The 25,791-nt window shown below is 33.8% G+C and carries 22 protein-coding genes; 12 read left to right on the forward strand and 10 right to left on the reverse strand.

Annotated features, from left to right (window positions below; translation table 11 throughout):
- Positions 1-58: 58 nt before the first annotated feature.
- Positions 59-2,341, reverse strand: a complete 2,283-nt coding sequence (gene porZ, locus DM397_RS10595; RefSeq protein WP_111377504.1) for a type IX secretion system anionic LPS delivery protein PorZ — start codon at positions 2,339-2,341, stop codon at positions 59-61.
- Between the two features lie 127 nt (positions 2,342-2,468).
- The gene (gene gdhA / locus DM397_RS10600) at positions 2,469-3,812 is read right to left on the reverse strand and encodes an NADP-specific glutamate dehydrogenase (protein WP_111377505.1); all 1,344 of its coding nucleotides are present in this window, start codon (positions 3,810-3,812) and stop codon (positions 2,469-2,471) included.
- A 327-nt stretch (positions 3,813-4,139) separates the two neighbouring features.
- Between gdhA and DM397_RS10605 the strand changes: the two genes are divergently transcribed.
- Positions 4,140-4,931 carry a THC0290_0291 family protein gene (locus DM397_RS10605; RefSeq protein WP_111377506.1) on the forward strand — a complete coding sequence of 264 codons (792 nt, stop codon included), beginning with the start codon at positions 4,140-4,142 and terminating at the stop codon, positions 4,929-4,931.
- An 87-nt stretch (positions 4,932-5,018) separates the two neighbouring features.
- Here the strand turns inward: DM397_RS10605 and DM397_RS10610 are convergent, their stop codons facing one another.
- Positions 5,019-6,161 carry a cystathionine gamma-synthase gene (locus DM397_RS10610; protein ID WP_111377507.1) on the reverse strand — a complete coding sequence of 381 codons (1,143 nt, stop codon included), beginning with the start codon at positions 6,159-6,161 and terminating at the stop codon, positions 5,019-5,021.
- Positions 6,162-6,265: 104 nt separating this feature from the next.
- Between DM397_RS10610 and DM397_RS10615 the strand changes: the two genes are divergently transcribed.
- On the forward strand, positions 6,266-7,009 hold the full coding sequence (locus DM397_RS10615; protein ID WP_111377508.1) for a DUF3298 and DUF4163 domain-containing protein: 744 nt from the start codon (positions 6,266-6,268) through the stop codon (positions 7,007-7,009).
- Between the two features lie 165 nt (positions 7,010-7,174).
- Here the strand turns inward: DM397_RS10615 and DM397_RS10620 are convergent, their stop codons facing one another.
- On the reverse strand, positions 7,175-8,320 hold the full coding sequence (locus DM397_RS10620; RefSeq protein WP_111377509.1) for an ATP-binding protein: 1,146 nt from the start codon (positions 8,318-8,320) through the stop codon (positions 7,175-7,177).
- A gap of 108 nt (positions 8,321-8,428) precedes the next feature.
- Positions 8,429-9,184, reverse strand: a complete 756-nt coding sequence (locus DM397_RS10625) for an SDR family NAD(P)-dependent oxidoreductase (protein WP_111377510.1) — start codon at positions 9,182-9,184, stop codon at positions 8,429-8,431.
- Between the two features lie 186 nt (positions 9,185-9,370).
- Here DM397_RS10625 and DM397_RS10630 point away from each other — a divergent pair, with 186 nt between their 5' ends.
- Positions 9,371-10,180, forward strand: a complete 810-nt coding sequence (locus DM397_RS10630; protein WP_111377511.1) for a DUF4382 domain-containing protein — start codon at positions 9,371-9,373, stop codon at positions 10,178-10,180.
- Between the two features lie 121 nt (positions 10,181-10,301).
- On the opposite strand, the gene DM397_RS10635 is transcribed toward DM397_RS10630, so the two are convergent.
- A complete protein-coding gene (locus DM397_RS10635; RefSeq protein ID WP_111377512.1) occupies positions 10,302-10,808 on the reverse strand; it encodes a GNAT family N-acetyltransferase in 507 nt (168 codons plus the stop codon).
- Between the two features lie 18 nt (positions 10,809-10,826).
- Positions 10,827-11,702: an aldo/keto reductase gene (locus DM397_RS10640; protein WP_111377513.1), complete on the reverse strand. Its 876-nt coding sequence runs from the start codon at positions 11,700-11,702 to the stop codon at positions 10,827-10,829.
- Positions 11,703-11,914: 212 nt separating this feature from the next.
- Between DM397_RS10640 and DM397_RS10645 the strand changes: the two genes are divergently transcribed.
- From DM397_RS10645 to DM397_RS10680, 8 genes are all read left to right on the forward strand, one after another.
- Positions 11,915-12,919: an AAA family ATPase gene (locus DM397_RS10645; protein WP_008465328.1), complete on the forward strand. Its 1,005-nt coding sequence runs from the start codon at positions 11,915-11,917 to the stop codon at positions 12,917-12,919.
- Positions 12,920-13,058: 139 nt separating this feature from the next.
- Positions 13,059-13,922 (forward strand): DUF58 domain-containing protein, encoded by an 864-nt coding sequence (locus DM397_RS10650; protein WP_111377514.1) that lies wholly within the window; start codon positions 13,059-13,061, stop codon positions 13,920-13,922.
- A gap of 188 nt (positions 13,923-14,110) precedes the next feature.
- Complete coding sequence (locus tag DM397_RS10655; protein ID WP_111377515.1) at positions 14,111-15,748, forward strand: hypothetical protein; 1,638 nt, start codon at positions 14,111-14,113, stop codon at positions 15,746-15,748.
- The gene (locus DM397_RS10660; protein ID WP_111377516.1) at positions 15,748-16,749 is read left to right on the forward strand and encodes a vWA domain-containing protein; all 1,002 of its coding nucleotides are present in this window, start codon (positions 15,748-15,750) and stop codon (positions 16,747-16,749) included. Before DM397_RS10655 ends, DM397_RS10660 begins: the two co-directional genes overlap by 1 nt.
- Positions 16,750-16,892: 143 nt before the next feature.
- Positions 16,893-17,927 carry a vWA domain-containing protein gene (locus DM397_RS10665; RefSeq protein WP_111377517.1) on the forward strand — a complete coding sequence of 345 codons (1,035 nt, stop codon included), beginning with the start codon at positions 16,893-16,895 and terminating at the stop codon, positions 17,925-17,927.
- 155 nt (positions 17,928-18,082) lie between these two features.
- Positions 18,083-18,844, forward strand: a complete 762-nt coding sequence (locus DM397_RS10670) for a tetratricopeptide repeat protein (protein ID WP_111377599.1) — start codon at positions 18,083-18,085, stop codon at positions 18,842-18,844.
- Positions 18,845-18,933: 89 nt separating this feature from the next.
- Positions 18,934-20,679, forward strand: a complete 1,746-nt coding sequence (locus DM397_RS10675; protein ID WP_111377518.1) for a BatD family protein — start codon at positions 18,934-18,936, stop codon at positions 20,677-20,679.
- Between the two features lie 90 nt (positions 20,680-20,769).
- Complete coding sequence (locus DM397_RS10680) at positions 20,770-21,516, forward strand: tetratricopeptide repeat protein (protein WP_111377519.1); 747 nt, start codon at positions 20,770-20,772, stop codon at positions 21,514-21,516.
- An 85-nt stretch (positions 21,517-21,601) separates the two neighbouring features.
- On the opposite strand, the gene DM397_RS10685 is transcribed toward DM397_RS10680, so the two are convergent.
- From DM397_RS10685 to DM397_RS10695, 3 genes are all read right to left on the reverse strand, one after another.
- A complete protein-coding gene (locus tag DM397_RS10685; protein ID WP_111377520.1) occupies positions 21,602-23,155 on the reverse strand; it encodes a vWA domain-containing protein in 1,554 nt (517 codons plus the stop codon).
- Between the two features lie 464 nt (positions 23,156-23,619).
- Positions 23,620-24,189: a 5-formyltetrahydrofolate cyclo-ligase gene (locus DM397_RS10690; RefSeq protein WP_111377521.1), complete on the reverse strand. Its 570-nt coding sequence runs from the start codon at positions 24,187-24,189 to the stop codon at positions 23,620-23,622.
- Positions 24,176-25,153: a succinylglutamate desuccinylase/aspartoacylase family protein gene (locus DM397_RS10695; RefSeq protein WP_111377522.1), complete on the reverse strand. Its 978-nt coding sequence runs from the start codon at positions 25,151-25,153 to the stop codon at positions 24,176-24,178. The genes DM397_RS10690 and DM397_RS10695 overlap by 14 nt, the downstream gene beginning before the upstream one ends.
- Positions 25,154-25,258: 105 nt before the next feature.
- Between DM397_RS10695 and DM397_RS10700 the strand changes: the two genes are divergently transcribed.
- Positions 25,259-25,786, forward strand: a complete 528-nt coding sequence (locus DM397_RS10700) for a hypothetical protein (RefSeq protein ID WP_142479087.1) — start codon at positions 25,259-25,261, stop codon at positions 25,784-25,786.
- Positions 25,787-25,791 lie beyond the last annotated feature (5 nt).

The raw sequence follows: 25,791 nt of genomic DNA on the forward strand, positions 1-25,791 counted from the left end.
TTTAGATTTCTATCCAAAACTAAAAACTGTGACTGTGACCGAAAACTGCGACTGAATACTAACGAATTATCATTACTTTTTTAACCTTAGTTTCACCTCCATCTTCGGCAGAAATAAAAACCATATAAACACCAGAAGCCACTTTGTATTTGCCAAAAGCTGTTGTGTCCCATTCTATTGTTCCTCCAGAAGAGGTTGTTTCAAAAACCAGATTACCTTCTATATCAGTAATTTTAACATTGGCTTTATCAATTAATCCAGCAACTTTTACTGTTCCAGTATAATTTGGGCGCACAGGATTTGGATAGACGTATGCATTGCTCAAGTCATCGTTTGCTCCTGTTGCGATTCCGTTAAATGAGATTAATCCTTTATTGGTTGCAATAAAAACTTCTCCCGTTTTAGCATTTATCTTGATGTCATTTACATAATTGCTTGGTAATGGAGAATTATTTATGGTAAAATGATATTTGGTTTCTTGACCATTTGGCGAAACCATAAAAACTCCAGAATCGGCAGTTCCAATCCATTTATTGTTTGCGCCGTCAACTACAATAGAAGTGATAAACTGCTCATATAATAATTCTTGAGCCAAATCGTCTTCTGTAATAATAATTGCATTTGCTTTTAGCTGACTTTCCGACTGAAAACTTCCAACATTAGACAAAACCCTCAAACCTTTTGTTGTCCCAATCCAAAGCTGATTTTTTGTATCTAAAGCTAATGCCCTGACATCTGCAATTGGAAGATTTCCCGCATCAACTCCAAAAGTCATTTTTTTGAAGACATTACCGCTTTCATTAAAACCAACAACTCCATCTTTATTGGTTCCAATCCATTTGACATTATTTCGATCAATAACCAAACTTGAATAATTACTTTCTTCAGCATTATCCAAAATAGAAGTCATCGCATAACTTCCCCATTGTCCATTTGTTTTTAGAACTTTGAGCCCATTTTTAATTCGGCTGTTTGTTACCCAAAGATTTGCAGATTTATCAAATGCCGTTGCATTGATACGGATATCAATATAGCTTGGATCTCCTGTTGTTAAAGATTCTAAACCGCTATTTTTTTCATTGTATAAAAAACTCGGAACATCATTTTCAACTTTTACCAAACCAGAAAAAAAAGAACTTGCATAAACTTGTTTTTCATTGTTTGGATTAACAAGAACTCTTGTAATTGATTTTGCATCATACACTTCAGAATATGGAATATTCAGCCATCCTGAAGCATTATACTTACTGATTCCGTAATTATCTAAAGGATAAGGATTATACGAAACATCATAATCGCCATAAACCGCCCACAAAACACTTGAACCTGCATCTATGGCAAAAATATTGTTTCGAACAGGCCCCGCAGGCGTATTATTCTCAAAAGCAGCAATAGTATTAAGAGAAGAGACAAATAATCCTTTTTCTTTTGTTCCAATAAAAATCTGATTTCCTACTGCCGTTGCACAGCTAAAATTTAAAGTATTATCTAAAACCTCAGAATTTGTAATTTGTCGGTTCAGCATCATCTGATTATTATAAACATAAACCGTATTGGCAGTGGTAACAAATAAACTATGATTTTTTGCTCTTGTATCTACAGCTGCCTGAGGCAATTGCAAAAAACCAACAAATGTGTTTGAATTGAATCTATGAATGTATCCAGAATCATTTATTGCAATAAGCTCAGCATCTAAAGCCTCTAAACTAGACCAATTTCCACTATTTACTACCGACCATTGCTTGTAATCTATAAGATTGGCATTTGTCTTATCTGCTTTTCTAATACCACCCGATGTTGCTGCAAAAATAAATCCGTTAAACATAGCGGTTTGTTTAACGCTTATTTCAACGCCATTATCACCAATAAAATAAGTATCACCAAACTGTGAAGTTTTCAAATTAAACTGCACAATTCCAAAATCACAGGAAACATAAACCAATCCATTATCTTCCATAAAATGATTGATCTTTTTTGTGTTTGCTGGCAATTGTTTATTTATTATATCAACTACTTTTAGAATACTTCCGTCAACATCATTAATCAAAATTATCAAGCCATTTTCGTAGCCGATTATTGTTTTTTTGAATGTCTCACTATAGTAAACCGCAGAAATGGTTTGACCTGATAGTCCGTCAACGGTGGTCGTAGTTTTAAGAATATTTGTTGCTGTATTTTTTGAAAACAATGCATTTTCTGAAGCAGCAAATACGCTCGTAGCCGACTCAGAAATATCTTTTATTTCATTAAATGAAAAATATCCCTGCCAAGACAGTTCGCCTTGTGCCTCGCACAACTGAATGAGAAGTAAAAACAAACTGCAGAAAAATACTTTTTTCATCATTTAATGTATTCGATTATCGCAAATATACTACAAACGAGATTTTATTTAATTTTTAGCACAAATAAAATACCCTCGATATCTTATGATGATAATCGAGGGTATTTTTTATAGTAGTAAGTAAATCTTAAACAACACCTTGTGCAAGCATCGCATCGGCAACTTTCACAAATCCGGCAATGTTTGCTCCTTTTACGTAGTTCACATATCCGTCTTCTTCAGCACCGTATTTTTTACATTGGTTATGAATTCCGATCATGATTTCTTTCAATCTCAAGTCGACTTCTTCACTAGTCCAGTTCAAACGGATTGAGTTTTGAGTCATTTCTAATCCAGAAGCAGCAACACCACCAGCATTTGCAGCTTTTCCTGGCGCGAATAATACTTTATTATCTAAGAAAAGCTTAATAGCATCTAATGTAGAAGGCATGTTTGCAGCTTCAGTCACACATAAAACGCCATTATCGATTAATTTCTTAGCATCCTCTCCGTTTAATTCGTTTTGAGTAGCACATGGAATAGCGATATCTACTTTTACTTCCCAAGGACTTTTCCCTTTATGGAATATCGCATTTGGATATTTTTCTAAATATCTTTCTGCTCTGTTATCTCCGGTAGCTCTCATTTCAACCATATGGTCAATTTTTTCTCCAGAAATACCTTCTTCGTCATAAATGTATCCGTCAGGTCCAGAGATTGTAACCACTTTACCTCCTAATTCATTTACTTTTAAAGCTACTCCCCAAGCCACGTTTCCAAAACCAGAAATAGCTACTCTCTTACCTTTAATCTCATGCCCGATAGTACGAAGCATTTGATCTGTAAAATAAACTACTCCATACCCTGTAGCTTCAGGTCTGATTAATGAACCACCATAAGCCAAACCTTTTCCAGTTAAAACTCCTGTAAATTCATTTCTAATTCTTTTATATTGTCCGAACAAATAACCAATTTCTCTTGCTCCAACACCAATATCTCCAGCTGGAACATCAAGATCTGGACCAATATGACGGCATAATTCTGTCATGAATGACTGGCAGAAACGCATAATTTCTGCATCAGATTTTCCTTCTGGATCAAAATCAGAACCTCCTTTACCTCCACCCATTGGAAGAGTTGTCAAACTGTTTTTGAAAACTTGTTCGAAAGCAAGGAATTTTAAAACTGATAGATTTACTGTATGGTGAAATCTAATCCCTCCTTTATAAGGTCCAATTGCAGAGTTCATCTGAATTCTAAAACCTCTATTTACAATAATTTCTCCTTTATCGTCTACCCACGGAACTCTGAATATTATTGATCTTTCTGGTTCAGCGATTCTCAAAAGAATGTTCTTTCCATCATATTTTTTACGCTCAGATATAAACGGAATTACAGTTTCTGCAAATTCTCTAACTGCTTGAAGAAATTCTGGCTCATTTGGATTTTTTGACTCAACAAGAGCCATAAACTCATTTATTTTTTGTTCCATCTTTGAAATAAATTTTCAGATAATTTAGATTTAATTTTTACTCTTATAAAAATAAGAAAACCTGTTTAAGAAAACGTTTTCGTTTTAACTGACAAAGATATAGCAAATAATGATTCGATGTTACATTTTTCACTTTTTTGAAACGATTTGTGGTTTTTTCAAACATTCCAAAAAAAACACATTTTTCATGTAGGTGTTTACATGCAAATCACCTTTTAAAAGTTAGTAAATTAAGTATTTTGTTACTTATTTTTCAATACAGCAATTTAATATTTTGAATCGATTAGGTTTTTTATATATTTGCTTCGATTTGTAAGCCCCTAAAAAATGCCTAAGCACCTATTTATCACATTATTTGCCTTATTGGGCATCTCAACTGCTGTATCAGCACAAGGATTGGCTCAAGAGATCGGAATCTATGCAGGACCCGTTACTTTACAGTCCGATTTTGGAGAAAGAAACAACTTTGATAATAACATCAGAAATACAGGCTTTGGCATTGGAATCATGCACTTTATAAACTTCTCTGCCAATAACAATAGAGAAAATTATTTTACAGAACATTTTAAAGTAAGATCTGATCTGTCATACAGTAAAACTACCTTAAAGCATCATGGCCAATGGGTTGAACATAAACCTAATGGGATATTTGCTACGCAATTAAGAAACATGCACGCAAGCTCAAGTATAGTAAATTTGGGCGCACAGATTGAATTTTCTCCTTTTATGAAAATTCACGATTTTGAAAACACAGTTGGTAGCTTCAGTCCGTATGGAGCTTTGGGTATTCAAGCAAGTTATTATTCTACAAAAATTGGATCGCGTTTAGGAGACATTACACTTCCTGCTAATACTCCAGGAAAATACTTAACTCCGTCTGACGGACGAGCACATGGATTTTCTACTGAGACTGGCGTAGTTTTATCTGCAACAGCTTCCGTGGGAGTTCATTACAAATTAACAAAAATGAGCGATTTAATGTTTGAAACTCGTTTTCAAATGTACAACTCAGACTGGATCGACGGATTAAACCCAAACAAAGATATTTACAAAGAAAACAAATCTAACGATTGGCAGGTTTGGTTTAATTTCGGATATATCTACTATTTAGAATACTAAAAAAAATTAAAACCAAAATATAAAAATCCCAAATTCCAAAGTAATCAAAATTGGAATTTGGGATTTTAGTTTATTGGAATTTCTTTTTTAAGAAAGCGCTTGCTCCAAATCTGCGATTAAATCTTCTGCATCTTCGATACCAACACTTAATCTGACCAAATCATCAGTTATACCCACCTCTGCTCTTTTATCGGCAGGAATCGATGCGTGCGTCATTAAAGCTGGATGATTTGCCAATGATTCTACTCCACCAAGAGATTCAGCCAATGTAAATACTTTCAGTTTTTCTAAAAACGCAATCGAATCTTCTTTTTTACCAGATTTGAAATCGAACGAAACCATTCCGCCAAACGCTTTCATTTGTTTCTTAGCAATTTCGTGAAACGGATGATTTTTTAAACCTGGATAATAAACTGTTTTAATCTTTGGGTGATTACTTAAGTATTCTACCACCTTTTCTCCATTTTCACAGTGTCTCTGAACTCTTAAAGCCAAAGTTTTAATTCCTCTTAAAACCAAAAAGCTATCCATTGGCCCAAGAGTTGCTCCTGTTGCAAATTGTTGAAAATGCAATTGATCTCCAAGGGCTGCGTCTTTTACAATTAAAGCTCCAGCAATAACATCAGAATGTCCTCCTAAATATTTTGTAGCCGAATGCATTACAATATCAGCTCCTAAATCAAGAGGTTTCTGTAAATAAGGAGTTGCAAAAGTATTATCTACAGCAAGAAGAATTTTTTTCTCTTGAGTGATTTTTGCTATTTCTTGAATGTCCGCCAATTTCATCAACGGATTGGTTGGTGTTTCTACCCAGATCAGTTTAGTATTTTCGTTAATTAAACTTTTCAATTTTTCGATATTTGTCATATCAACAAAATGAAATTTGATACCTGAATCTTTGTAAACACGAGAAAACATTCTGTATGTTCCTCCGTATAAATCATCCATCGCAATGATTTCGTCTCCAGCTTTAAACGATCTTAAAACGCAATCTGTAGCTGCAAGACCAGACGAAAATGCCAATCCGCGGGTTCCGTTTTCAATACTTGCCAAAGCGTCTTCTAAAGCAGTACGAGTCGGATTTGAAGCTCTACTATATTCGTAATCTGCCAAAGGTTTCCCTGGGCTTGTTTGCACAAATGTTGAAGTTTGATATACTGGCGGCATAACTGCACCTGTACTTGGATCATGATGCTGTCCGCCGTGTATTACTTTTGTATTGAATTTCATATAGTTATAAATTTAAATTCCTAAATTCTTTTACAAATTTACCGCTTAATTTATTTTATCGCGACACAACTTCTTACCTTTGTAGATAATTAACACTTTTTGATATGAAAAATTACTTATTTATACTCTTTTTGTGTTTGATTTTTACAAGTTGCAAAAAAGAGCTTTCATTTGAAAATGAAACGTTTGAAGAGAAATCTACTGTACCGTGCACAAATGATTGCCCAAAAATCACGATAGAAGTCCCTATTGCTAAAAATATTAAAGTAACATCAGACAGCATTAATAAAAAAGTTTTTGCTGTTATAAAAGAGATTGTATTTTTCGAAGAAGATTCAGTAAAAGTCGATGATTATAAATCGTTGGCAAAATCGTTTATTACCTCATACGAAGAAATGCATCAAAAATTCCCAAATGATACTTTTGGCTGGGAAGCAAAAATTATTGGAAATGTCGAATTTGATTCTGATCAAGTTTTAAACCTTAAAATCGACCATTATACGTTTACTGGCGGCGCTCACGGCTATCAAGGCTACCGATCATTATTGTTTGATAAGAAAACTGGGAAAACCATTTTCAACAAACAGTTATTTAAAAACGAAAATGAGTTTAAAGCTTTCGCCGAAAAAACTTTTAGATCAAAATATAAAATTCCAGAAAAAGCCAATATTAATGCTACAGGTTTAATGTTTGAAAACGATAAGTTTCAACTTCCTCAAAACATTTTTTATACTTCTCAAGGTTTACTTTTATACTATAACTCATACGAAGCCGCATCTTACGCAGACGGTCCAAAAGAACTTGTGTTTCCGTACGAAGAAGTAAAAAAGTATTTGAATTTTCAATAGAAAAAATAAATCAAACGATTTAATTTAGTTCCTGTATATTATCGTAGAGACGCACTGCAGTGTGTCTAAATCCAGCATATCGACAAAGATTGTGTTAGACGCACTGCAGTGCGTCTCTACAGAAAAACCTTAGAACCTTAGTATCTCAGCAGCTCAGAACCTTTCTTACTGCACATCATATTTCATTTTACGCAAAACCCTCAAAGCCTCTTTAAAAGAAGAATAAATATTTTTATAAGGTTTCAGAAGTAACTTTGCATCAATTAACTTCTGTCTGGCATCTTCAAAACCATTCAAATAACAAATCATAAAAGTAGAAGGAAGGTTTTCCAGATCTTTCATTTCGCGCTCGGATAACGACATCTCTTTTTCCAATTTTCTAAGTAGCGCTATATTAGAATTATAAATATGATGCAGCATTTTTCGGTTAAACTCAGGTGGCTGAAAAAGCATTTGACGATCAATTTTATAATATCCGTTATCAAAAAAATGAATTGTTTGCTCTTCTAACGGATAATAACTCGTTTTGTCATTTAAACCAAGCGGCACATACTCTGTTATCGTAAAAGTATCATCATTATAATCGATCGTAACCACATCTTGCGCAGAATAAAAAAGTTTAATCTGTTCGTTTATCAATTCAATATCAACACGTGACAAATAAGTTATATCTCTAAGTTTCTTCGGGACTCCAGCCCAGCAGATTACAAACAATTCCTTGAAAACACGATATTTCGGAGACATATCTTTATGTCTGAAATTCATAAAATCAATAACTCCGTCTAAAGTATATTGAATGCTATTTCGAGAACTATTTTCTATTCCAATTACGGTTTCTGTATTCTGATTGCTTTTTTCAATTTCCTCGTGTTCCTCTAAAGGAATAGAATTACTGCCACGTCTTATAAAAACACTATTAGCAAGAATGGTGTGAATTCCTTTTTTAAAGTAAGAAATTTTACTTTTTGGTTTGATGGTAACCAGACCGATTACTTTATCTTTTGGAAGGTTGGGAAAAGGAACGTTTTCATATTGAATTTTCGGTGGATTTTCTAAGAAAGCGTTGACCAGATTTTGAATTCGGCTATCATCAAAGAAGTCATCACCTACAATTTCGTTATCCTGATCTTCTACTCCAACTACGATATAAGAATTATTGTTTGGATTGGAATTGGATAATGCGCAAATGTGCTTTAAGAACTTTCCTTTTCCTTCTCTGGAATGAAGATTCAATTGCCTTTTCTTATCATAAAAACTACTTTCGTCATTATGAGCGAGTAGATTTTTAATTAAAAGGCGCTTATTAATCATGTCGGTTTTATTTTGCCACGAATTGCACTAATTCGCACTAATTTAATTTATTAAAACTTAAAATTAAAAAAAAGACGCACTACTGTGCGTCTCTACATTCGATTTTATTTAAATATTTTTCTTTACAATCGTCGAAGACGCCTGTGCTGTACTCATAACAACCAAATCGGCAATATTTACATGATAAGGTCTCGAAACCATGAAGTGAATAATATCGGCAATATCTTCTGCCTGTAGCGGATCAAATCCTTTATAAACATTTGCTGCTCGTTCAACATCTCCTTTAAAACGGACTTCACTAAATTCTGTTGCCACCATTCCTGGATGAATACCACCAACTCTAATTCCAAACGGATTCAAATCGATTCGCATTCCTGCTGTAATGGCATCAACGGCGTGCTTAGAACCGCAGTATACATTTCCGTTCGGGTAAACCTCTTTTGCCGCAGTTGAACCAATATTAATAATATGACCCGATTGTCTTTCGACCATTTGCGGAATTATCGCTTTTGACACATATAAAAGTCCTTTTACATTAATATCTATCATGGCATCCCAATCGTCTAAATTTCCGTTCTGAATTGGATCTAAACCGTGAGCATTTCCAGCGTTATTAATTAAAACATCGATTGTAGAAAAATCGTTTGGCAGAGAACCTATTTTTTCTAAAACTTCTTCTTTGTCACGAACATCAAATGCTAAAGAATGCACTTCAGTAAAAGCTGAAAGTTCATTTTGAAGTTCTTCTAAGCGGTCTATACGTCTTCCGCAGAGAATCACTTTATAATTGTTTTTTGCTAAAATCTGAGCAGTCGCTTTTCCAATTCCGCTCGTAGCACCAGTAATTAAAACTGTTTTTTTCATTTTAAATTATTTATTTTTTTGACACAGATTAAAGTAACGTGTCAATTGTAAAGTTCAATTTTTATACTTTATACAAAACCCAATTATCTAAAGATTAGATTAATTCAACACAAAATTACGGCATAAAAGCACTAAATGAAGTTCGTTCTGCGTTATAAATTTACTAATTTAAAAACAAAGAGACTTATGAAAGCTGTAAACCTCAAATTTAGAATTTTTCTCTTGGCGTCATTATCTACTCTATTTCTAGCAAGCTGTAGCAGTAGTGATAATAATGATAGTTCACAAACTTCAAAAGTAAGTGTACGAATGACAGATGCACCGGGTGATTACGATCAGGTAAACGTTGAAGTTTTAGACGTTAAAATTAAAAGCAATTCTGAAACTGGCGAAGATGGATGGGTTAGTATAGGAAATATTAAACCTGGAGTATATAATTTATTGGATTTAACTGGTGGTGTAAATGTACTTTTGGCAGATAACGAAGTGCCATCTGGATATTTAGGCCAAATTCGATTAATTCTTGGAGATAAAAATACTGTTGTTAAAGACGGCACAACTTATCCTTTAAAAACACCAAGTGCTCAACAATCGGGTTTAAAATTAAAAGTTAACCAAACATTGACAGCTGGCGCAACTTATGACTTTTTATTAGATTTTGATGTAGAGCATTCTATAGTTGTAGAAGCTGGTAATTCTGGCAACTTCAATTTACATCCTGTAATTAGAGTTTCTACAAATGCAACATCTGGAATAATCAAAGGAATTGTAACACCTTTTACTTTCCAATCTTTAGTATCAGTTCAGGTTGGAGACACAACTGTTTCAGCTTATACAGATGAGCTAGGAGTGTTTCAGCTAAATGGTATTCCGGCGGGAACTTATTCTGTAACCATTACACCTGATGTAAGTTCACAATTGCCTGCTTTAATTGTTCCTAATGTGGTGGTCGTAAACGGGCAAATCACAAACATGAACACTCTGATTTTAGAATAAAACTCTAAAACATAAAAAACAGCTATTCTGAAAAGTAGAATAGCTGTTTTTTTATGGTTATTCATTTAAAGAATTAAAAATGACTTCTAAATCTGTGAATGTCTTTAATCTGTAGAATATTTCAATTCTTATTTTTCCATTCTTCTAAATTCAATACCATATTGAGCGCCGTCCAGGTTTCTCCATCTACTTCTCTTAGGTATTTTTTATCGGGATTTAAAGTAAACCCAACTTTTTCATAACACTTTTGATCTCCGATATTAAAGTCAAAAACATTCAACTCAATATTTCTTTCTTTTCTGTTTTCAAAAATATATTGCAGCAATAAAGTAACCATCTGCTCGCCGATTCCTTTTCCTCTTTGGTTTTTATCCATAATCAAGATTCGTCCTAATTTTGCAAAACCATCGTAAAAATAAATCTCACAATGTCCAATAGTATTGCCATTAGAAATATTTGCAACTCTAAAAGCAATTCTATTTTCATCAGAAAGCGTTTTATCTATCTGCTCTTCTGTTAGAGGAAAAGCAAATTCTGGTCCGCCAAATTGCATTAAATCTTTGGCATTTTTGACAGAATCGATCAATTCTGAATAATCTTTTTTTTCAAAATTTTCTAGGTATATCATTTTTCAGAATAGCACAAATTAAGGCACATCGTCGCCCATACTTTCTGTCCAGATAGCAAACCAATCTTGGTTATCCATTTCCAATTCAACTGCTTTCATTAAAGACTGAATTCTGGCAATGTTTACTGTTCCTGCAATAGGAATTATTTTTGCTGGGTGTTTTAAAATCCAAGCCAATAATAAAGTGTCAGAACCTAAATGGTATTTTTCTACCAACTCAGAGAACAGTTTTTTCAGACGACGTGTTTTTTTGGTGTCTTCTCTAAAAACAGTTCCAAGCGGATTCCAAGACAACGGACGAATTCCATGCGTCTGCATATAATCTAAACTTCCATCTGTCATTGCTTCATAATGCGTTGCCGAAAATTGCACTTGATTATAGCTCACTTCTGTTTTACTACGAATTAATTCGGTTTGAGAACTTGTAAAATTTGAAAGACCAAAATCGATAATTTTCCCTTCGCCTTTTAACTTTTCTACTGCTTCTGCGATTTCATCAGCCTGCATTAAAGGACTTGGTCTGTGAAGTAAAAAAACATCTACATAATCTGTTTTTAAATTCTTCAAAGAAGTTTCTACAGACTTAATAATATAGTCTTTAGAATAATCATAATGTTTGATTTTGTTTTCAGGGCGTTTTTCAGCAATCATCTGAATTCCGCACTTGGTAATTAGTTGTAATTTTTCACGGGCAATCTTACTTGCGTGAAAGGCTTTTCCAAAATCGGCTTCGGTCGTATACGAACCGTAAATATCCGCGTGATCAAAAGTCGTAATTTTGTTTTCGATACTTACCTGTATCATGTTTTCCATTTCTTTGGTTGTAAGGTTTTTATCCCAAACTCCCCAATTCATAGTGCCCGAAATTATAGGCGATAAGACTGTTTTGCTCATAATAATTATGCGTTATTTTTGGTAATAATTATGCTTTTATAAAACATAATCATCAAAGTTCTTAAAAATATAAAAATAGATTCACAATTAGTCCTTAAAATTAAGTCATTGGTCGAAGTTTTAACCATTCTTTAACATCTTACTTATCAAAAAATATTCAATTTGCACTCTCAAAAATTAGGCGTTAAAATCAAGGTTTTAAAAATATTTATATGGAAGAAAATACAACGACTTTAGACATTAGAGCGATAAATGAAAAAATTGAAAGAGAAAGTGCTTTTATAGACCTTCTTACAATGGAAATGAACAAAGTTATTGTGGGTCAGAAACATATGGTCGAGCGTCTATTGATCGGATTACTTGGACAAGGGCATATTTTATTGGAAGGAGTTCCTGGTCTGGCAAAAACTTTAGCCATCAATACGCTTTCTCAAGCGGTGCAAGGTTCTTTCAGCCGTATCCAGTTTACACCAGATTTATTGCCTGCCGATGTTATCGGAACCATGATTTACAATATTAAAGCAAACGAGTTTTCAATTAAAAAAGGACCGATTTTCGCCAATTTCGTACTTGCCGATGAGATTAACCGTGCTCCTGCAAAAGTTCAGTCAGCACTTTTGGAGGCGATGCAGGAGAAACAAGTTACAATTGGTGACTCAACTTTCAAATTAGATCGTCCATTTTTAGTATTAGCAACACAAAACCCAGTTGAGCAAGAAGGTACTTACGCACTTCCTGAAGCGCAAGTTGACCGTTTTATGCTAAAAACTGTGATTGATTATCCAAAAATTGATGAAGAGCGCTTCGTAATTCGTCAAAACTTAAAAGGATCTTTCGAAAAAGTAAATCCTGTAGTTTCTGTTGATCAGATTTTACGTGCTCAGGAAGCGGTTCGTGAAGTTTATATGGATGAAAAAATCGAGAAATACATCTTAGATATTATTTTCGCTACACGTTACCCAGAAAAATACAAATTAGCCGATTTAAAACCGCTTATCAGTTTCGGAGCTTCTCCTCGTGGAAGTATCAACTTGGCTAATGCTGCAAAATGCTATGCTTTCATCAAACGTCGCGGTTATGTAATTCCAGAAGACGTTCGTGCAGTTGTTCACGATGTATTGCGCCACAGAGTTGGAATCACTTACGAAGCAGAAGCAGAAAACATTACTTCTGTAGACATTATCAACAAAATCGTTAACGAGATTGAAGTACCTTAAAAAAAGTGCTCAGTGTTCAGATTTTTAGTATTCAGTTCCCTACTAATACTTTTAACTGAACACTAATAAAGACAGAAAGACCTGTTGGAATTTGGACTTGACTGATCACTTTCTAACTGATCACTGAACACTAAAAAAAATGGATACAAAAGAGCTTTTAAAAAAAGTACGGAAAATAGAAATCAAAACGAAAAGACTGAGTAATCATATCTTTTCGGGAGAATACCACTCTTCATTTAAAGGACGAGGAATGACGTTTAGCGAGGTGCGTCAATACCAATACGGAGATGATATTCGTAACATCGATTGGAATGTAACCGCACGCTACAACGAAGCTCACGTTAAAGTTTTTGAAGAAGAACGCGAATTAACCATGGTTTTAATGGTCGATATTTCGGGTTCGGAATCTTTTGGTTCTAAAAATCAATTTAAGAAAGACATCGTAACCGAAATTGCGGCAACGATGGCTTTTTCTGCTACACAGAATAATGACAAAATTGGTTTAATCTTATTTTCTGATACAGTAGAATTATATATTCCGCCAAAAAAAGGACGTTCGCACGTACTTCGTATCATTCGCGAATTGATTGAATTTGAACCAAAAAGCTACAAAACAGATATCGCTCAAGCTTTGAAGTTTTTATCTGGAACTCAAAAAAAGAAAGCCATCGTTTTTATGATCTCCGATTTTATGTCTGACTCTTACGAGCATACTTTAAAAATTGCTTCTAAAAAACATGATATTATTGGAGTTCGTGTATATGACATGCGCGAAGAAAAAATTCCAAATTTAGGAATGGTCTCTATGCTGGATTCTGAAACAGGAAAAATACAATTGGTTGATACTAGCTCTAAAGCAGTTCGAATGAATTATGAGAAGCACTATCAGGAGAAATTAAATTACTTTAAAGATACCTTCCGTAAATCTGGAGCAGGAATTGTAAATACCAGAGTAGACGAAAATTACGTTACTAAACTATTAGGCTATTTTAAATCGAGGTAAAGATTTTTGATTTTTTATAAAATCTTGAAAGCAAAAGAAGAAGTGAATCAGTTAATATCAATTTCATTTCAAGTATTAAAACATCAAAAAATAATTCATAAAAATTAAAGATTACAATTTTAGAAAACTATTGACAATCCTTGGAAAAATCAAAAATCAAAAATCGTTAATCTTCAATCGTTAATCAAATGAAATTTAAACTTTATATATTTTTATTGCTTTTTTCTACTATGATTTTTGCTCAGCAGAAACAAGTGGAAACAAGTATTGATACTACCAAAAATAAAATTGGTGCCGAGTTCAAACTGACCTTGAAAACAGTTGTAACTTCAACAGCAAAAGTTGAATTTCCGAAACTTAAAAATATTGGCCCGTTAGAAGTTATTCAATCGTATCCAATTGATACGGTTAAGAAAGATGCTACTAATTACGAACTTATAAAAAAATATGGTTTAACTCAGTTTGATTCTGGTCGTTATACAATTCCAAGTGTTAAGATTTTAATAGACAAAAAGCCTTTTTACAGCGATTCGATTAAAGTTGAAGTTGCCAATGTAAAAGTGGACACTTTACAGCAAAAAATGTACGACATTAAAGATATTTCCACTGTTGACGAAGGAATCGGCAATTGGTGGATTTATGTTTTAATTGCTTTAGCTATTATCGGAATCGGAGCTTTTGTTTATTGGTACGTTAAAAAGCGCCAGCTGAAAAAAATCGAAGAGGAAGTTTACAAAACACCTATCGAAAAAGCGACTAGTTTATTAAACAACTTAGAGCAAAAAGAACTGGTTCAAAAAGGTGAGATTAAAGAATACTATAGTGAACTAACTGATATTGCTCGTAACTACATTGAAGAAGCTATTCATATTCCAGCAATGGAAAGTACAACTTCTGAGTTAATTGCAGCAATTAGAACAGCATCGACTCAAAAGAAAATGACGCTGACACCAGAAACAGTTGAAAATCTGGAACGTGTTTTACGTCAGGCCGATTTAGTAAAATTTGCGAAATCAAAACCGCTTGATTTTGAAATTAAAGAAGATAAAAATAAGATTCAGAAAGTAATTTTAACACTTGATAATGCTATCCCGACAGAAGTTCCTGAGGATATCGAAGATCAATTGTTAAACGAAGCGCAAAGACAAAAACAAATTCAGGCACAGCTTAAAAAACAGCGTAACGCAAGAATTGGCTATGCTGTTGCGACTATCATACTTTTATTGTTTGCCACAACAACTTTCTTTGTGGTTACCAAAGGGTTCAATTACGTAAAAGACAATATAATTGGCCACCCTTCAAAAGAATTATTAGAAGGCGAATGGGTAAAAAGTGCTTACGGAAATCCAGCCGTTCTTATCGAAACTCCAAAGGTTTTAAAAAGACTAGACGCACAAAAAGCACTTCCAAAAGAAGCGATGGCTCTTATCAAAGAAATGCAGCTTTTTACATATGGTAGCCTGATTGACAATTTCTATGTAACGGTTTCTACATCTAAATTTAAACAGCCAACCGATATTGACTTAAACAAAACGCTTGAAGGCACACTAAAAATCATTGAAGCTCAAGGCGGACAAAATATTATTGTAAAACAAGAAGATTTTCAAACAAACGAAGGTATTCAGGGAATAAAAGGTTACGGAACAATGACTGTTTTGAATCCAGCAACCAAAACGAGTACAAAAGCATATTATGAATTACTGCTTTTCAAACAAGATCAAGGTTTACAGCAAATCATGATTCTGCACGAAGAAGGCGATACATATGCCAATGAAATCACGACCCGAATACTAAATTCTGTTGAACTTCAAAGAGCAAACAACTAATGAGCAAGATCACTTTTTTAAATCCAGAATTTCTTTGGTTGTTTCTATTAATTCCGATTGCAATAATCTGGTTTTTCTGGAAACGCAACCAGCAATCGGCTACCTTAAAAATGAGTTCGACTGCAGGATTTCAAAACAGCGAATCGTTTTGGACAAAATTCAAACCTGCTTTATACGTTTTCAGAATTCTTGCTTTATGTTCTTTGATTATAGCTTTGGCTCGACCAAGAACGGTAGACATTAGTAACCAGACTAAAACAACAAAAGGAATTGATATTGTAATGGCAATTGACGTTTCTGGATCTATGTTGGCAAAAGATTTAAAGCCAAACCGTATGGAAGCTTTAAAAAGAGTGGCTGCAGATTTTGTTGGAGAAAGACCAAACGACAGAATTGGTTTGGTTTTATACGCTTCTGAAGCTTATACTAAAACTCCAGTTACCAGTGATAAAGCCATTATTCTTGAAGCCATAAAAGGAATTAAATATGATACTGTTTTACAAGATGGAACTGGAATCGGAATGGGATTGGCAACCGCTGTTAACCGTCTAAAAGACAGTAAAGCAAAAAGCCGTGTTATCATTCTGCTTACTGATGGTGTAAACAATGCTGGATTTATCGAACCTGAAACTGCAGCTGACATTGCAAAACAATACGGTATAAAAGTATATACAATCGGTCTTGGTACAAACGGAATGGCAGAATCACCATATGCTTACGCGCCAAACGGAGGTTTCTTGTTTAAAATGCAGAAAGTTGAAATCGACGAAAGATTGATGAAGAGTATTGCCCGTAAAACAGACGGAACTTATTTTAGAGCTACCAGCAACGATAAATTAGCAGAAATATACAACTCAATCAATAAATTGGAAACCACAGAAATTCAAGAATTGAAGTTCTATGATTATGATGAAAAGTACAGGTTTTTTGTTTTATTTGCTGGCTTTTTATTATTGCTTGAAGTTGGATTAAGAAATACAGTTTATAGAAGCTTCATTTGATTTTTTCAAAATCAAAAAATTCCAAAAATGAAATTCCAAATAACAAATTGGAATTTGAAATTTTTAGAATTGGAGTTTAAAACAAGTTTGGAATTTGGAATTTATCTCAACAGTAATTTGAGATTGGAATTTTAAAAATATTTATGGAATTAGACGAAAAAAAATATTTATATCTCTTATTACTCATCCCGATTGTGGTATGTATTTTCCTTTTCAATATGTATTGGAAAAGAAGAACACAACGTGAATTTGGTGATTTAGAAATGGTAAAAAGATTGAGTCCGGAGAAATCGGTTTTTAAACCTGTTTTAAAAATTGTAGTCATTCTTCTAGCTCTTACCTGTTTGATTATTGGTTTGGTAAATCCGAAGATTGGAACCAAAATGGAAACCGTAAAACGAGAAGGTATTGATATTGTTTTTGCTGTCGACGTTTCTAAAAGTATGTTGGCAGAAGACGTTGTTCCAAGCCGTTTGGATAAAAGCAAACAGTTGGTTTCGCAGATCATCAACAATTTAGGAAGCGATAGAATCGGAATCGTGGCCTATGCAGGAAGCGCTTTCCCTGTTTTGCCAATCACATCAGATTACAGCGTTGCTAAAATGTTCCTGCAAAGCATGAGCCCAGGAATGGTTTCGTCTCAAGGAACATCTTTGGACGAAGCGATTAAATTGTCTTCGACTTATTTTGATGAAAAAAGCAAAACCAGCAAATTATTAATTCTAATTTCTGATGGAGAAGATCATTCTGAAGGTGCGACTGCTGCGGCAGAAGAAGCCAATAAATTGGGAATGAAAATCATTACAATTGGTGTTGGTACAGAACGAGGAGGAACAATTCCGTTAAAAGAAAATGGTGTTGTAAGAGGCTATCAAAAAGATCAGAACGGAGAAACAGTAATCACCAAATTAAATCAAGAAGGTTTAAAAACAATTGCAAAAGCAACAAAAGGTGGTTATGTTTACGGCGGAAGCACAAAAGAAGTTTTAGAATATGTAAAAAATGCTTTAAACAATATTCAGAAAACAGAATTTGAAGCTACGCAAATGGCCGAGTTTCAATCGCAGTTTCAATGGTTCATCGGATTTGCATTTTTATTGCTTTTCCTAGACATTTTCTTATTAGAAAGAAAAACAAGCTGGATCAAAGAGTTGGATTTATTTAATGAAAAGAAATAAAAAAGTCAGCCACTAATTACTCGAATTTACACGAAAGACAATTATTTAATTTGTGAAATTCAAAAATAATGATAAAAAAAAATTAGTGCCAATTTGTGACCCGAACGATAGTGAACAGGCGAAGCAAATTCGTGGCGAAAAAAAATAAAACTAGAATGAAAAATTTACTCCTTTATATTTTACTAACCGTTTCTTTTGCAGTTGCTGCACAAGAAAAAGACAAATCATTGCCTGTTGGGAATGAAGAATATAAGCAGAATAAATTTACTGATGCTGAGGCAAACTATAGAATTTCGGAATCAAAATTTCCTAAAAAATCTGCAGCGGCCTATAACTTAGGAAATACCATTTATAGACAAAATCAAGTTTCGGAAGCTAAATTTGCTTACGCGAAAGCGATAAAAAATGCCAAAACGAGACCTGAAAAACACAAGGCTTATCATAATCTTGGAAACACTTTCATGAAAGAGAAAGATTATACGCAGGCAGTTGAAGCGTACAAGCAAGCACTTCGTAACGATCCAACAGATGAAGAAACGCGTTACAACTATGCTTATGCCAAACAAAAGCTAAAAGAAAATCCTCCTAAAAACGATCAGAAAGATAAAAATAAGGACAAAGACAAGGATAAGGATAAAAACAAAGATAAAGACAAGGACAAAAATAAAGATAAGGACAAGGATAAAAAAGACGATAAAGGCGATCAAGACAAAGACAAAAAAGATGGCCAAAATGATCCTAAAAAAGACGATAAATCAGACAATCAAGGCCAGCCAAAACCACAGCCTGGAGGAATATCAAAAGAACGTGTTCAGAATTTATTAGATGCTGTTAATAATGAAGAAAAGAAAATTCAGGACAAAGTAAACGCTCAAAAAGTAAAAGGTAGTCCTAAGAAAACAGAAAAAGACTGGTAAAATAAGTTGAATCGTTTAATCGTTTATTTGTTAGTACACAAAACGGTTAAACGATTAAACAGTTAAACAAACAACGACTAAAACAAGTAATGAAAAGATATTTAATTCTATTTCTAATCACTTTTCAAGGACTTATGGCTCAAGTACAATTTGAAGCCAGAGTCAGCAAAAACTCGCTTGGAATAAATGAAAGACTCCGCATAGACTTCATCATGAATGTGGACGGAGATAATTTCGAGCAACCTTCTTTCGATGGATTTAAAATGGTTGCGGGACCAAGCCAACAGATTAGCCAGTCTTGGATAAATGGTCGTAGCTCTTTTCAAAAAATATATTCTTATATCATACAGCCTGAGCGAAAAGGATCCATTACAATCAAACAGGCGGCAATAGAATTTAATGGCCAGGTTTACAAAACCAATCCGATAAAAGTTACAGTAACCAATGCAGTTGCTCAAGAAAGAGATCCAAATGACAGACCTCAAGGATCTGGAAATGAATTATTGGAACTTGTTGCAGAAATCTCAAAAACAAATCCGTACTTAAACGAACCAATCACAGTCGTTTATAAATTGTATTTTAATAATATTGGTGTTAATGGTTTTAAAGAATTAGCAAAACCTAAATACAATGATTTCTGGAATCAGAATATTGATGTAAAACAACTTTCTGTACAACAAGGATCTTATCAAGGTCAACAGGCTTACTATGTAATCTTAAAAAAGACGATTTTATACCCTCAGAAATCAGGAAGACTTACTATTGATCCTCTTTCATTAGATATTGAAATAGAAATGGCTTCTAATCGTCGTGATATGTTTGGTCAAATGATTACGACACAAGGTAATAAAATAGTTACTGCTGGAGCTAAAGCAATCAATGTAAGACCGCTTCCTGAAAGCACTCAACCAGAAGGATTTACAGGCGCAGTTGGAAAATTAAATTTTACAGTTACTCCATCAAAAACAACGCTTAAAAATGGCGAAGGGCTTGATTTAATTGTAAGTGCACAAGGAACTGGAAACATGAAATTATTCACGCTTCCTAAACCAGTTGTTCCAAATGCATTAGAAATGTATGATCCTGTTCATGATGAGAGTGTAACAACTTCTCTAACAGGTATGTCTGGAAGAATTACAGATAAGTATACGATTGTTCCTCAATACAGAGGAAAATATGCCATTAAACCAATGCAGTTTTCGTATTTTGATTTGAGTAGCGGAACTTATAAAACGATCACTTCAAAAGAAATTATGATTGATGTTTTAGACGGGCCAACACCTGCTGAGGCAAATACAGGAGCAGCTTCTAAAAATATTGTGGCCAAAGCAGATCAATTCAAAAATATTAAATCTAAAACAGCATTAATTCCAGTTGAGAAAAAAGATTTTTACGATTCAAGTCTTTATTTAGGATTATTGTTTGCTCCATTCATCATTATTCCGATCATCATTTTAGCTAGAAAGAAAAAAGAAGCTATGGATAGTGATGTTACTGGAAATAGAATTAGAATGAACAATAAACTGGCTAAGAAATATTTATCGCAAGCGAAGAAACATCTTAACAACAAAGAGCCTTTCTATATCGCATTAGAAAAAGCAATGCATAATTTCTTGAAAGCTAAACTGCATATTGAAACTTCAGAAATGAGCAAAGACAATATTAGAGAATTGCTATTGTCTAGAAATGCAAATGCAGAAACGGTTCAGAATTTTATTGCTTTGACCGAAAACTGTGAGTTTGCACGTTATGCACCAGCATCAAGCGCTTCAATTCAGCAGGATTATGATAAAGCTGTTTTGATTATTTCTGAATTAGAAAAACAGATTGTTTAATTTTTTTTTACCGCAAAGTTCTCTAAGAAAATTGATTTAGATTGCGTCGATTTTAAGTTCGCAAAGTTGAAAATCTTATTAAAAAAGAAAATGAAAAACATACTATATCTCTTTTTATTCATCTCGCAGGTTTTCTTTGCGCAAGGTCGCTTTGAATCGGCTAATGCATTGTACCAAAAAGGGCAATATAAAGAAGCTGCGCAAGTTTATGAGAACATTATAAAAGAAGATAAATTACATTCTGCCGAAGTGTATTTTAATCTTGGAAACTGTTATTACAAACTAAATCAGGTTGCACCTTCGATTTATAATTATGAAAAAGCTTTGGTTCTCAAACCAAACGATCCGGAGACTTTAAACAATTTAAAGTTTGCCAAAAAACTGACGATTGACGAAATCAAAGAAGTTCCGAAAGTAGGTTTTGCCAAACTGATTCAGAACTTTACTTCAATTTTTGACTATAATGTTTGGGCTAAAATCTCTGTTGCACTTGGTTTTGTGTTTTTATTAAGTTTTATAGGATATTATTTTTCAAATGCTACATTGGCAAAAAGAATTTATTTTGTCGGAATGTTTATCATTTTAGTAGCTTTTGCTTTAAGCATTTCTGCCGGAATGTCTGAAAAAAGTCATTTTGAAAACGATCGTGTTGCTATTGTATTTTCTGAATTAAGCCAAGTAAGACACAAACCTCAAAAATCTTCAAATGGAATTATTTTATTGCATGAGGGCGCAAAAGTTTATGTTTTGGAAAGTGTTGCTGGCTGGAAAAAAATCGAACTAACAGATGGAACTCAAGGTTGGATTGATTCTTCTACAATTAAAGAAGTGAAATAAAGTTTTAAAATATTTAAATATAAAAATCCCAAATTCCAATTACTGTTTTGGAATTTGGGATTTTAAATTATTTGGAATTTAATAATTAATTCACCGCATCAACCAATCTAACAAATTCAGATCTGTAACCATCTTCGTCATTTGACAAACCAGATTTTGCTAATCTTTTGATATCCGAACTTGAGCTGTTGGCAATATATTTTGATTCGCGTAATTTTAGTCCGAACCAAGAAACCGCAGTTGTGAATTTGAAATCTTGAGAGCTATTTTCTAAGTCAGTTTTCTTATCTGCTATAACATTTACGATTTCAATACTTTTATTGCCATCAGGTTTTTTATACCTAAACTTTACCGTAGCCAACTCATCACTATGATTTTCAGCAACTTTCTGCGTTTTAGTATATTTTAAATCAGAAGTAACATAGTCACTCTCTACACCTACCGGAACAATCTCATACAAAGCCGTAACCGAATGTCCGCTGCCTAATTCTCCTGCATCAATTTTATCATTTTTAAAATCTTCTGCGTTTAGTTTTCGGTTTTCATAACCAATCAATCGATACGCTTGAACATGATTCGGATTAAACTCAATTTGGATTTTTACATCTTTCGCGATAGCAAACATAGATCCTTTAAATTCTTTTCCAAGAAAACGATTTGCTTCCTGAATGTTATCGATGTAAGCATAATTTCCATTTCCTTTGTCGGCCAAAATTTCCATTTTACTGTCTTTGTAATTTCCCATTCCAAAACCTAAAACAGTTAAGAAAACACCAGACTCTCTTTTTTGTTCAATCAATTTCAGCATATCATCATCAGAAGAAGCGCCAACATTAAAATCACCATCTGTAGCTATTACTACTCTATTGTTTCCGTCTTTAATAAAATTTTGCTGTGCGAGTTTATACGCCAATTCGATTCCTTCTCCTCCTGCTGTACTTCCGCCTGCGTGCAAATCGTCAAAAGCATCCATAATTTCGTCTTTATTATCTCCAGAAGTTGGTTCTAAAACTACTCCCGCAGATCCCGCATAAACTACGATGGAAACCTTGTCAATACTTCTTAGCTCTTTCACTAAAACCTTCATAGATTCTTTTAGCAAAGGCAATTTGTTTGGTTCATCCATAGAACCAGAAACATCCACTAAAAAAACCAGATTAGTAGCCGGCAAATTTGCCATTGGAATATTTTTTCCCTGCAAACCAATCTTAAGCAGTCGGCTGTTTTTATTCCACGGACAGTCACTGTATTCTGTATTAATCGCAAACGGATGCTCGCCATCTGGCTGTGGATATTTGTACTTAAAGAAGTTGATCATTTCTTCGACACGAACTGCGTCTTTTGGAACTTTCTGTCCTTCGTTTATAAATCGGCGGATATTGGTATACGATGCATTATCAACATCGATAGAAAAAGTGGATAGTGGTTCTTTTAGTGGAGATTCAAACGGATTTTCTTCTAATCCTGCATAGCTTTCTGTATTTGCATCAGGAATATAATTTTCCTCTTCAATTAAATCGGTCGTTGTTACCGCAACTGCGGTAGAATCTACAGCCTCCGCGGCAGAGTAATCAGCTTTCTTACAGCCGAAAATAGTAAGTGCGAGGAATGCCATCATAAAGAAATTAAGATTTCTCATAAAGTAAGTTTTTAAAAAATTAATAAAAGGTTATAGGCTTCAAATAAGGACTAGCATTCCGGATTTACTAGAGGCGATTATTTGCAATTTTTCGAGTATCAAAATCGTGCCAATTTTTTTACAAATATTTTTCTTACGTGAAAATAAAATGAGAAACCCTTATTTTTAAAGGGATTTTTAGCTGAAAATATTTTTTTGTTTTTTGTAAAATGAGAAATGTGAGAAGTGAAATGCAATTCTATCTTTTGTCCATACAGAATTGTAGAGACGCACTGCAGTGCGTCTACGTCAAGCATATCGACAAACATTGTGTCAGATGCACTGGAATGAATATTTATTTTTTGCCACAGATAAAATGATTTTAAAAGATTAATCCTTTCTAATCTTGTAATCTGTGGCAGTAATTTATATTCTATGTGTTAGACGCACTGCGGTGCGTCTCTACAGAATACCAGAATGTAAAATTAAAACTGATAAATTCTCTCAGGCGTAACGCAATAATCCAATTTAATATCCGATTCAAAAACATCATCAATCTGATTAACTGCTTTAAAAAATGAAAGCCCAATTTTTAAGGTTTCAGGTTTGCATTCGGCAAGGAATTTATCGTAGAAACCTTTTCCGTAACCAATTCGATTTCCATGAATATCAAAAGCCAAAAGCGGTACAAAGACCACTTCCACTTTAGAAGAAGGCACTTCGATTCCGTCAACTGGTTCTGGAATATTGTATTCGTTTTTTTTGATTCTAGTATTGTCTGTTAAAAGAAAATGAGTCATTTTTCTGGTTTCAAAATCACTTTTCGAAATCAGAATTTCTTTGTCTTTTCCAGAAAGCAAATGCAGGACATATTCTGTATTCACTTCTTTATGCTCTTCAATTGGAAGAAAAACATGATAATACGTTTTGTCCCAAATAGGCATTTGAATCAATTGATTGGCAATTTCTAGACTTTTCTCTTCTATTTCATCGAAAGAAAGTGCTTTACGGAGATTTTTATATTCTGTGCGAAGTTCCTTTTTACTCGTCGGCATTGTCTGGAGTTTTAGATAAATGATAAATAGCATCGCCTTCGTAAACAATTGGCGAATGGTTGGCATTAATTACATAACCATCATGTGGCGCTTTGATTTTTTGTTCAAATTTCCCAAACGGATCTGTAATGATGGCTAAGATTGTGCCTTTGGTTACGAACTTTCCAACGAGATTAAAATCATGCAGCAGTCCAGAACATTTCGCACGAAGCCAAACTGATTGTTTAATGTAAATTGAAGGTGTTAATGCAGGTTCCATAATTTGTTTCGAATCCAGCATTCCTAAATAATGAAGCAAACGTTTTGTCCCTAAAACTCCCTGATTAGCAATTTCGTTATTGATATCTAATGATTTTCCCCCTTCAAAAAGCAGCATTTTCACATTGGCACTTTCAGAAGTTTTTCTAAAAGAACCGTTTATGTTTTTAGAATACAATGTAAATGGCGCATTAAAAATATCGGCTAAAACTTTCAGTTCGGGATTATTCTCGGTAATTCTAATTTGTGGAGCATTAAAACGGCTTGCGCCACCTGCATGAAAATCGACTGCGTAATCTAAAATTGGTAAAATCTCTTCGACAATATGATAAGCAAATCGGCTGGCAAGCGAACCTTTTTTACTTCCTGGAAAAACGCGGTTTAAATCACGACCGTCTGGAAATTCACGAGATTTATTTACAAATCCGTACATGTTGATTACTGGAATGCAAATTATTGTGCCACGCGCAGGTCTATTTATTTTTTTACTGATAATCTGACGAACGATTTCAACTCCGTTAATTTCGTCACCATGAATTCCAGCAGAAAATAAAACAGTCGGTCCTTCGTGTTTTGAACGACGAACAATAACAGGAATATTCAACTTAGTTGTAGTATGCAGTCGGGCAATTTCGACGTTTATGGTTCTGTGTTCTCCCGGCAAAATCGATTCGCCGAAAATAACCAATGGAGCATTATTTTTCATGTGAATTATAAAATCTAAATATAGAAATTATATTTTAAATTCATACTTTTGGATTTAATACACAAATTCCTATATAAACAAAACAATAACCTATTTACCAAAAGAATGAAAAAGACTTTAATATTACTTAGCGCACTGATGCTAATGGTTTCATGCATGAGCAAGGAAGAAAAAATGAAAGAAGCCGAAGAAGATGGAAATGAAGCAATTGCTGTAAAATCTAAATTAATTGAAGGTGCTGGAAAAGCGCTTCAAGATGAAGGGAAAGCAGCTGCAAAAAGCGCTTCCAAAGGTATTGGAGATGTGATAAAAGGAATAAATTCTGGAGTGAATGAAAGCATAAATCAATCTGATGTAATTGCTGAAGCCTCTTTTAAAGCAAATTTTGAAGATTGCAAAGCCGAAAAAATTTATGCTTCTAGCGAAGACAAAGAAAAAAAAGTAACTATTTATTTAATAGCTAAAAATGACTTTAAAGGCGATCTAATTTTAAAAGCTTTCAATGCTGATAAAAAAGAAATTGGAAGAAGCCGATTAAAAGTCGACATTAAAAAAGATGATGCTAAATATGTAGATTTTACTTTTGACGAAAGAACACATTTACTGCAAACAGAATATTTTTCGATCAAATAAAATAT

Source organism: Flavobacterium nitrogenifigens (assembly GCF_003254565.1).
GTDB lineage: Bacteria > Bacteroidota > Bacteroidia > Flavobacteriales > Flavobacteriaceae > Flavobacterium > Flavobacterium nitrogenifigens.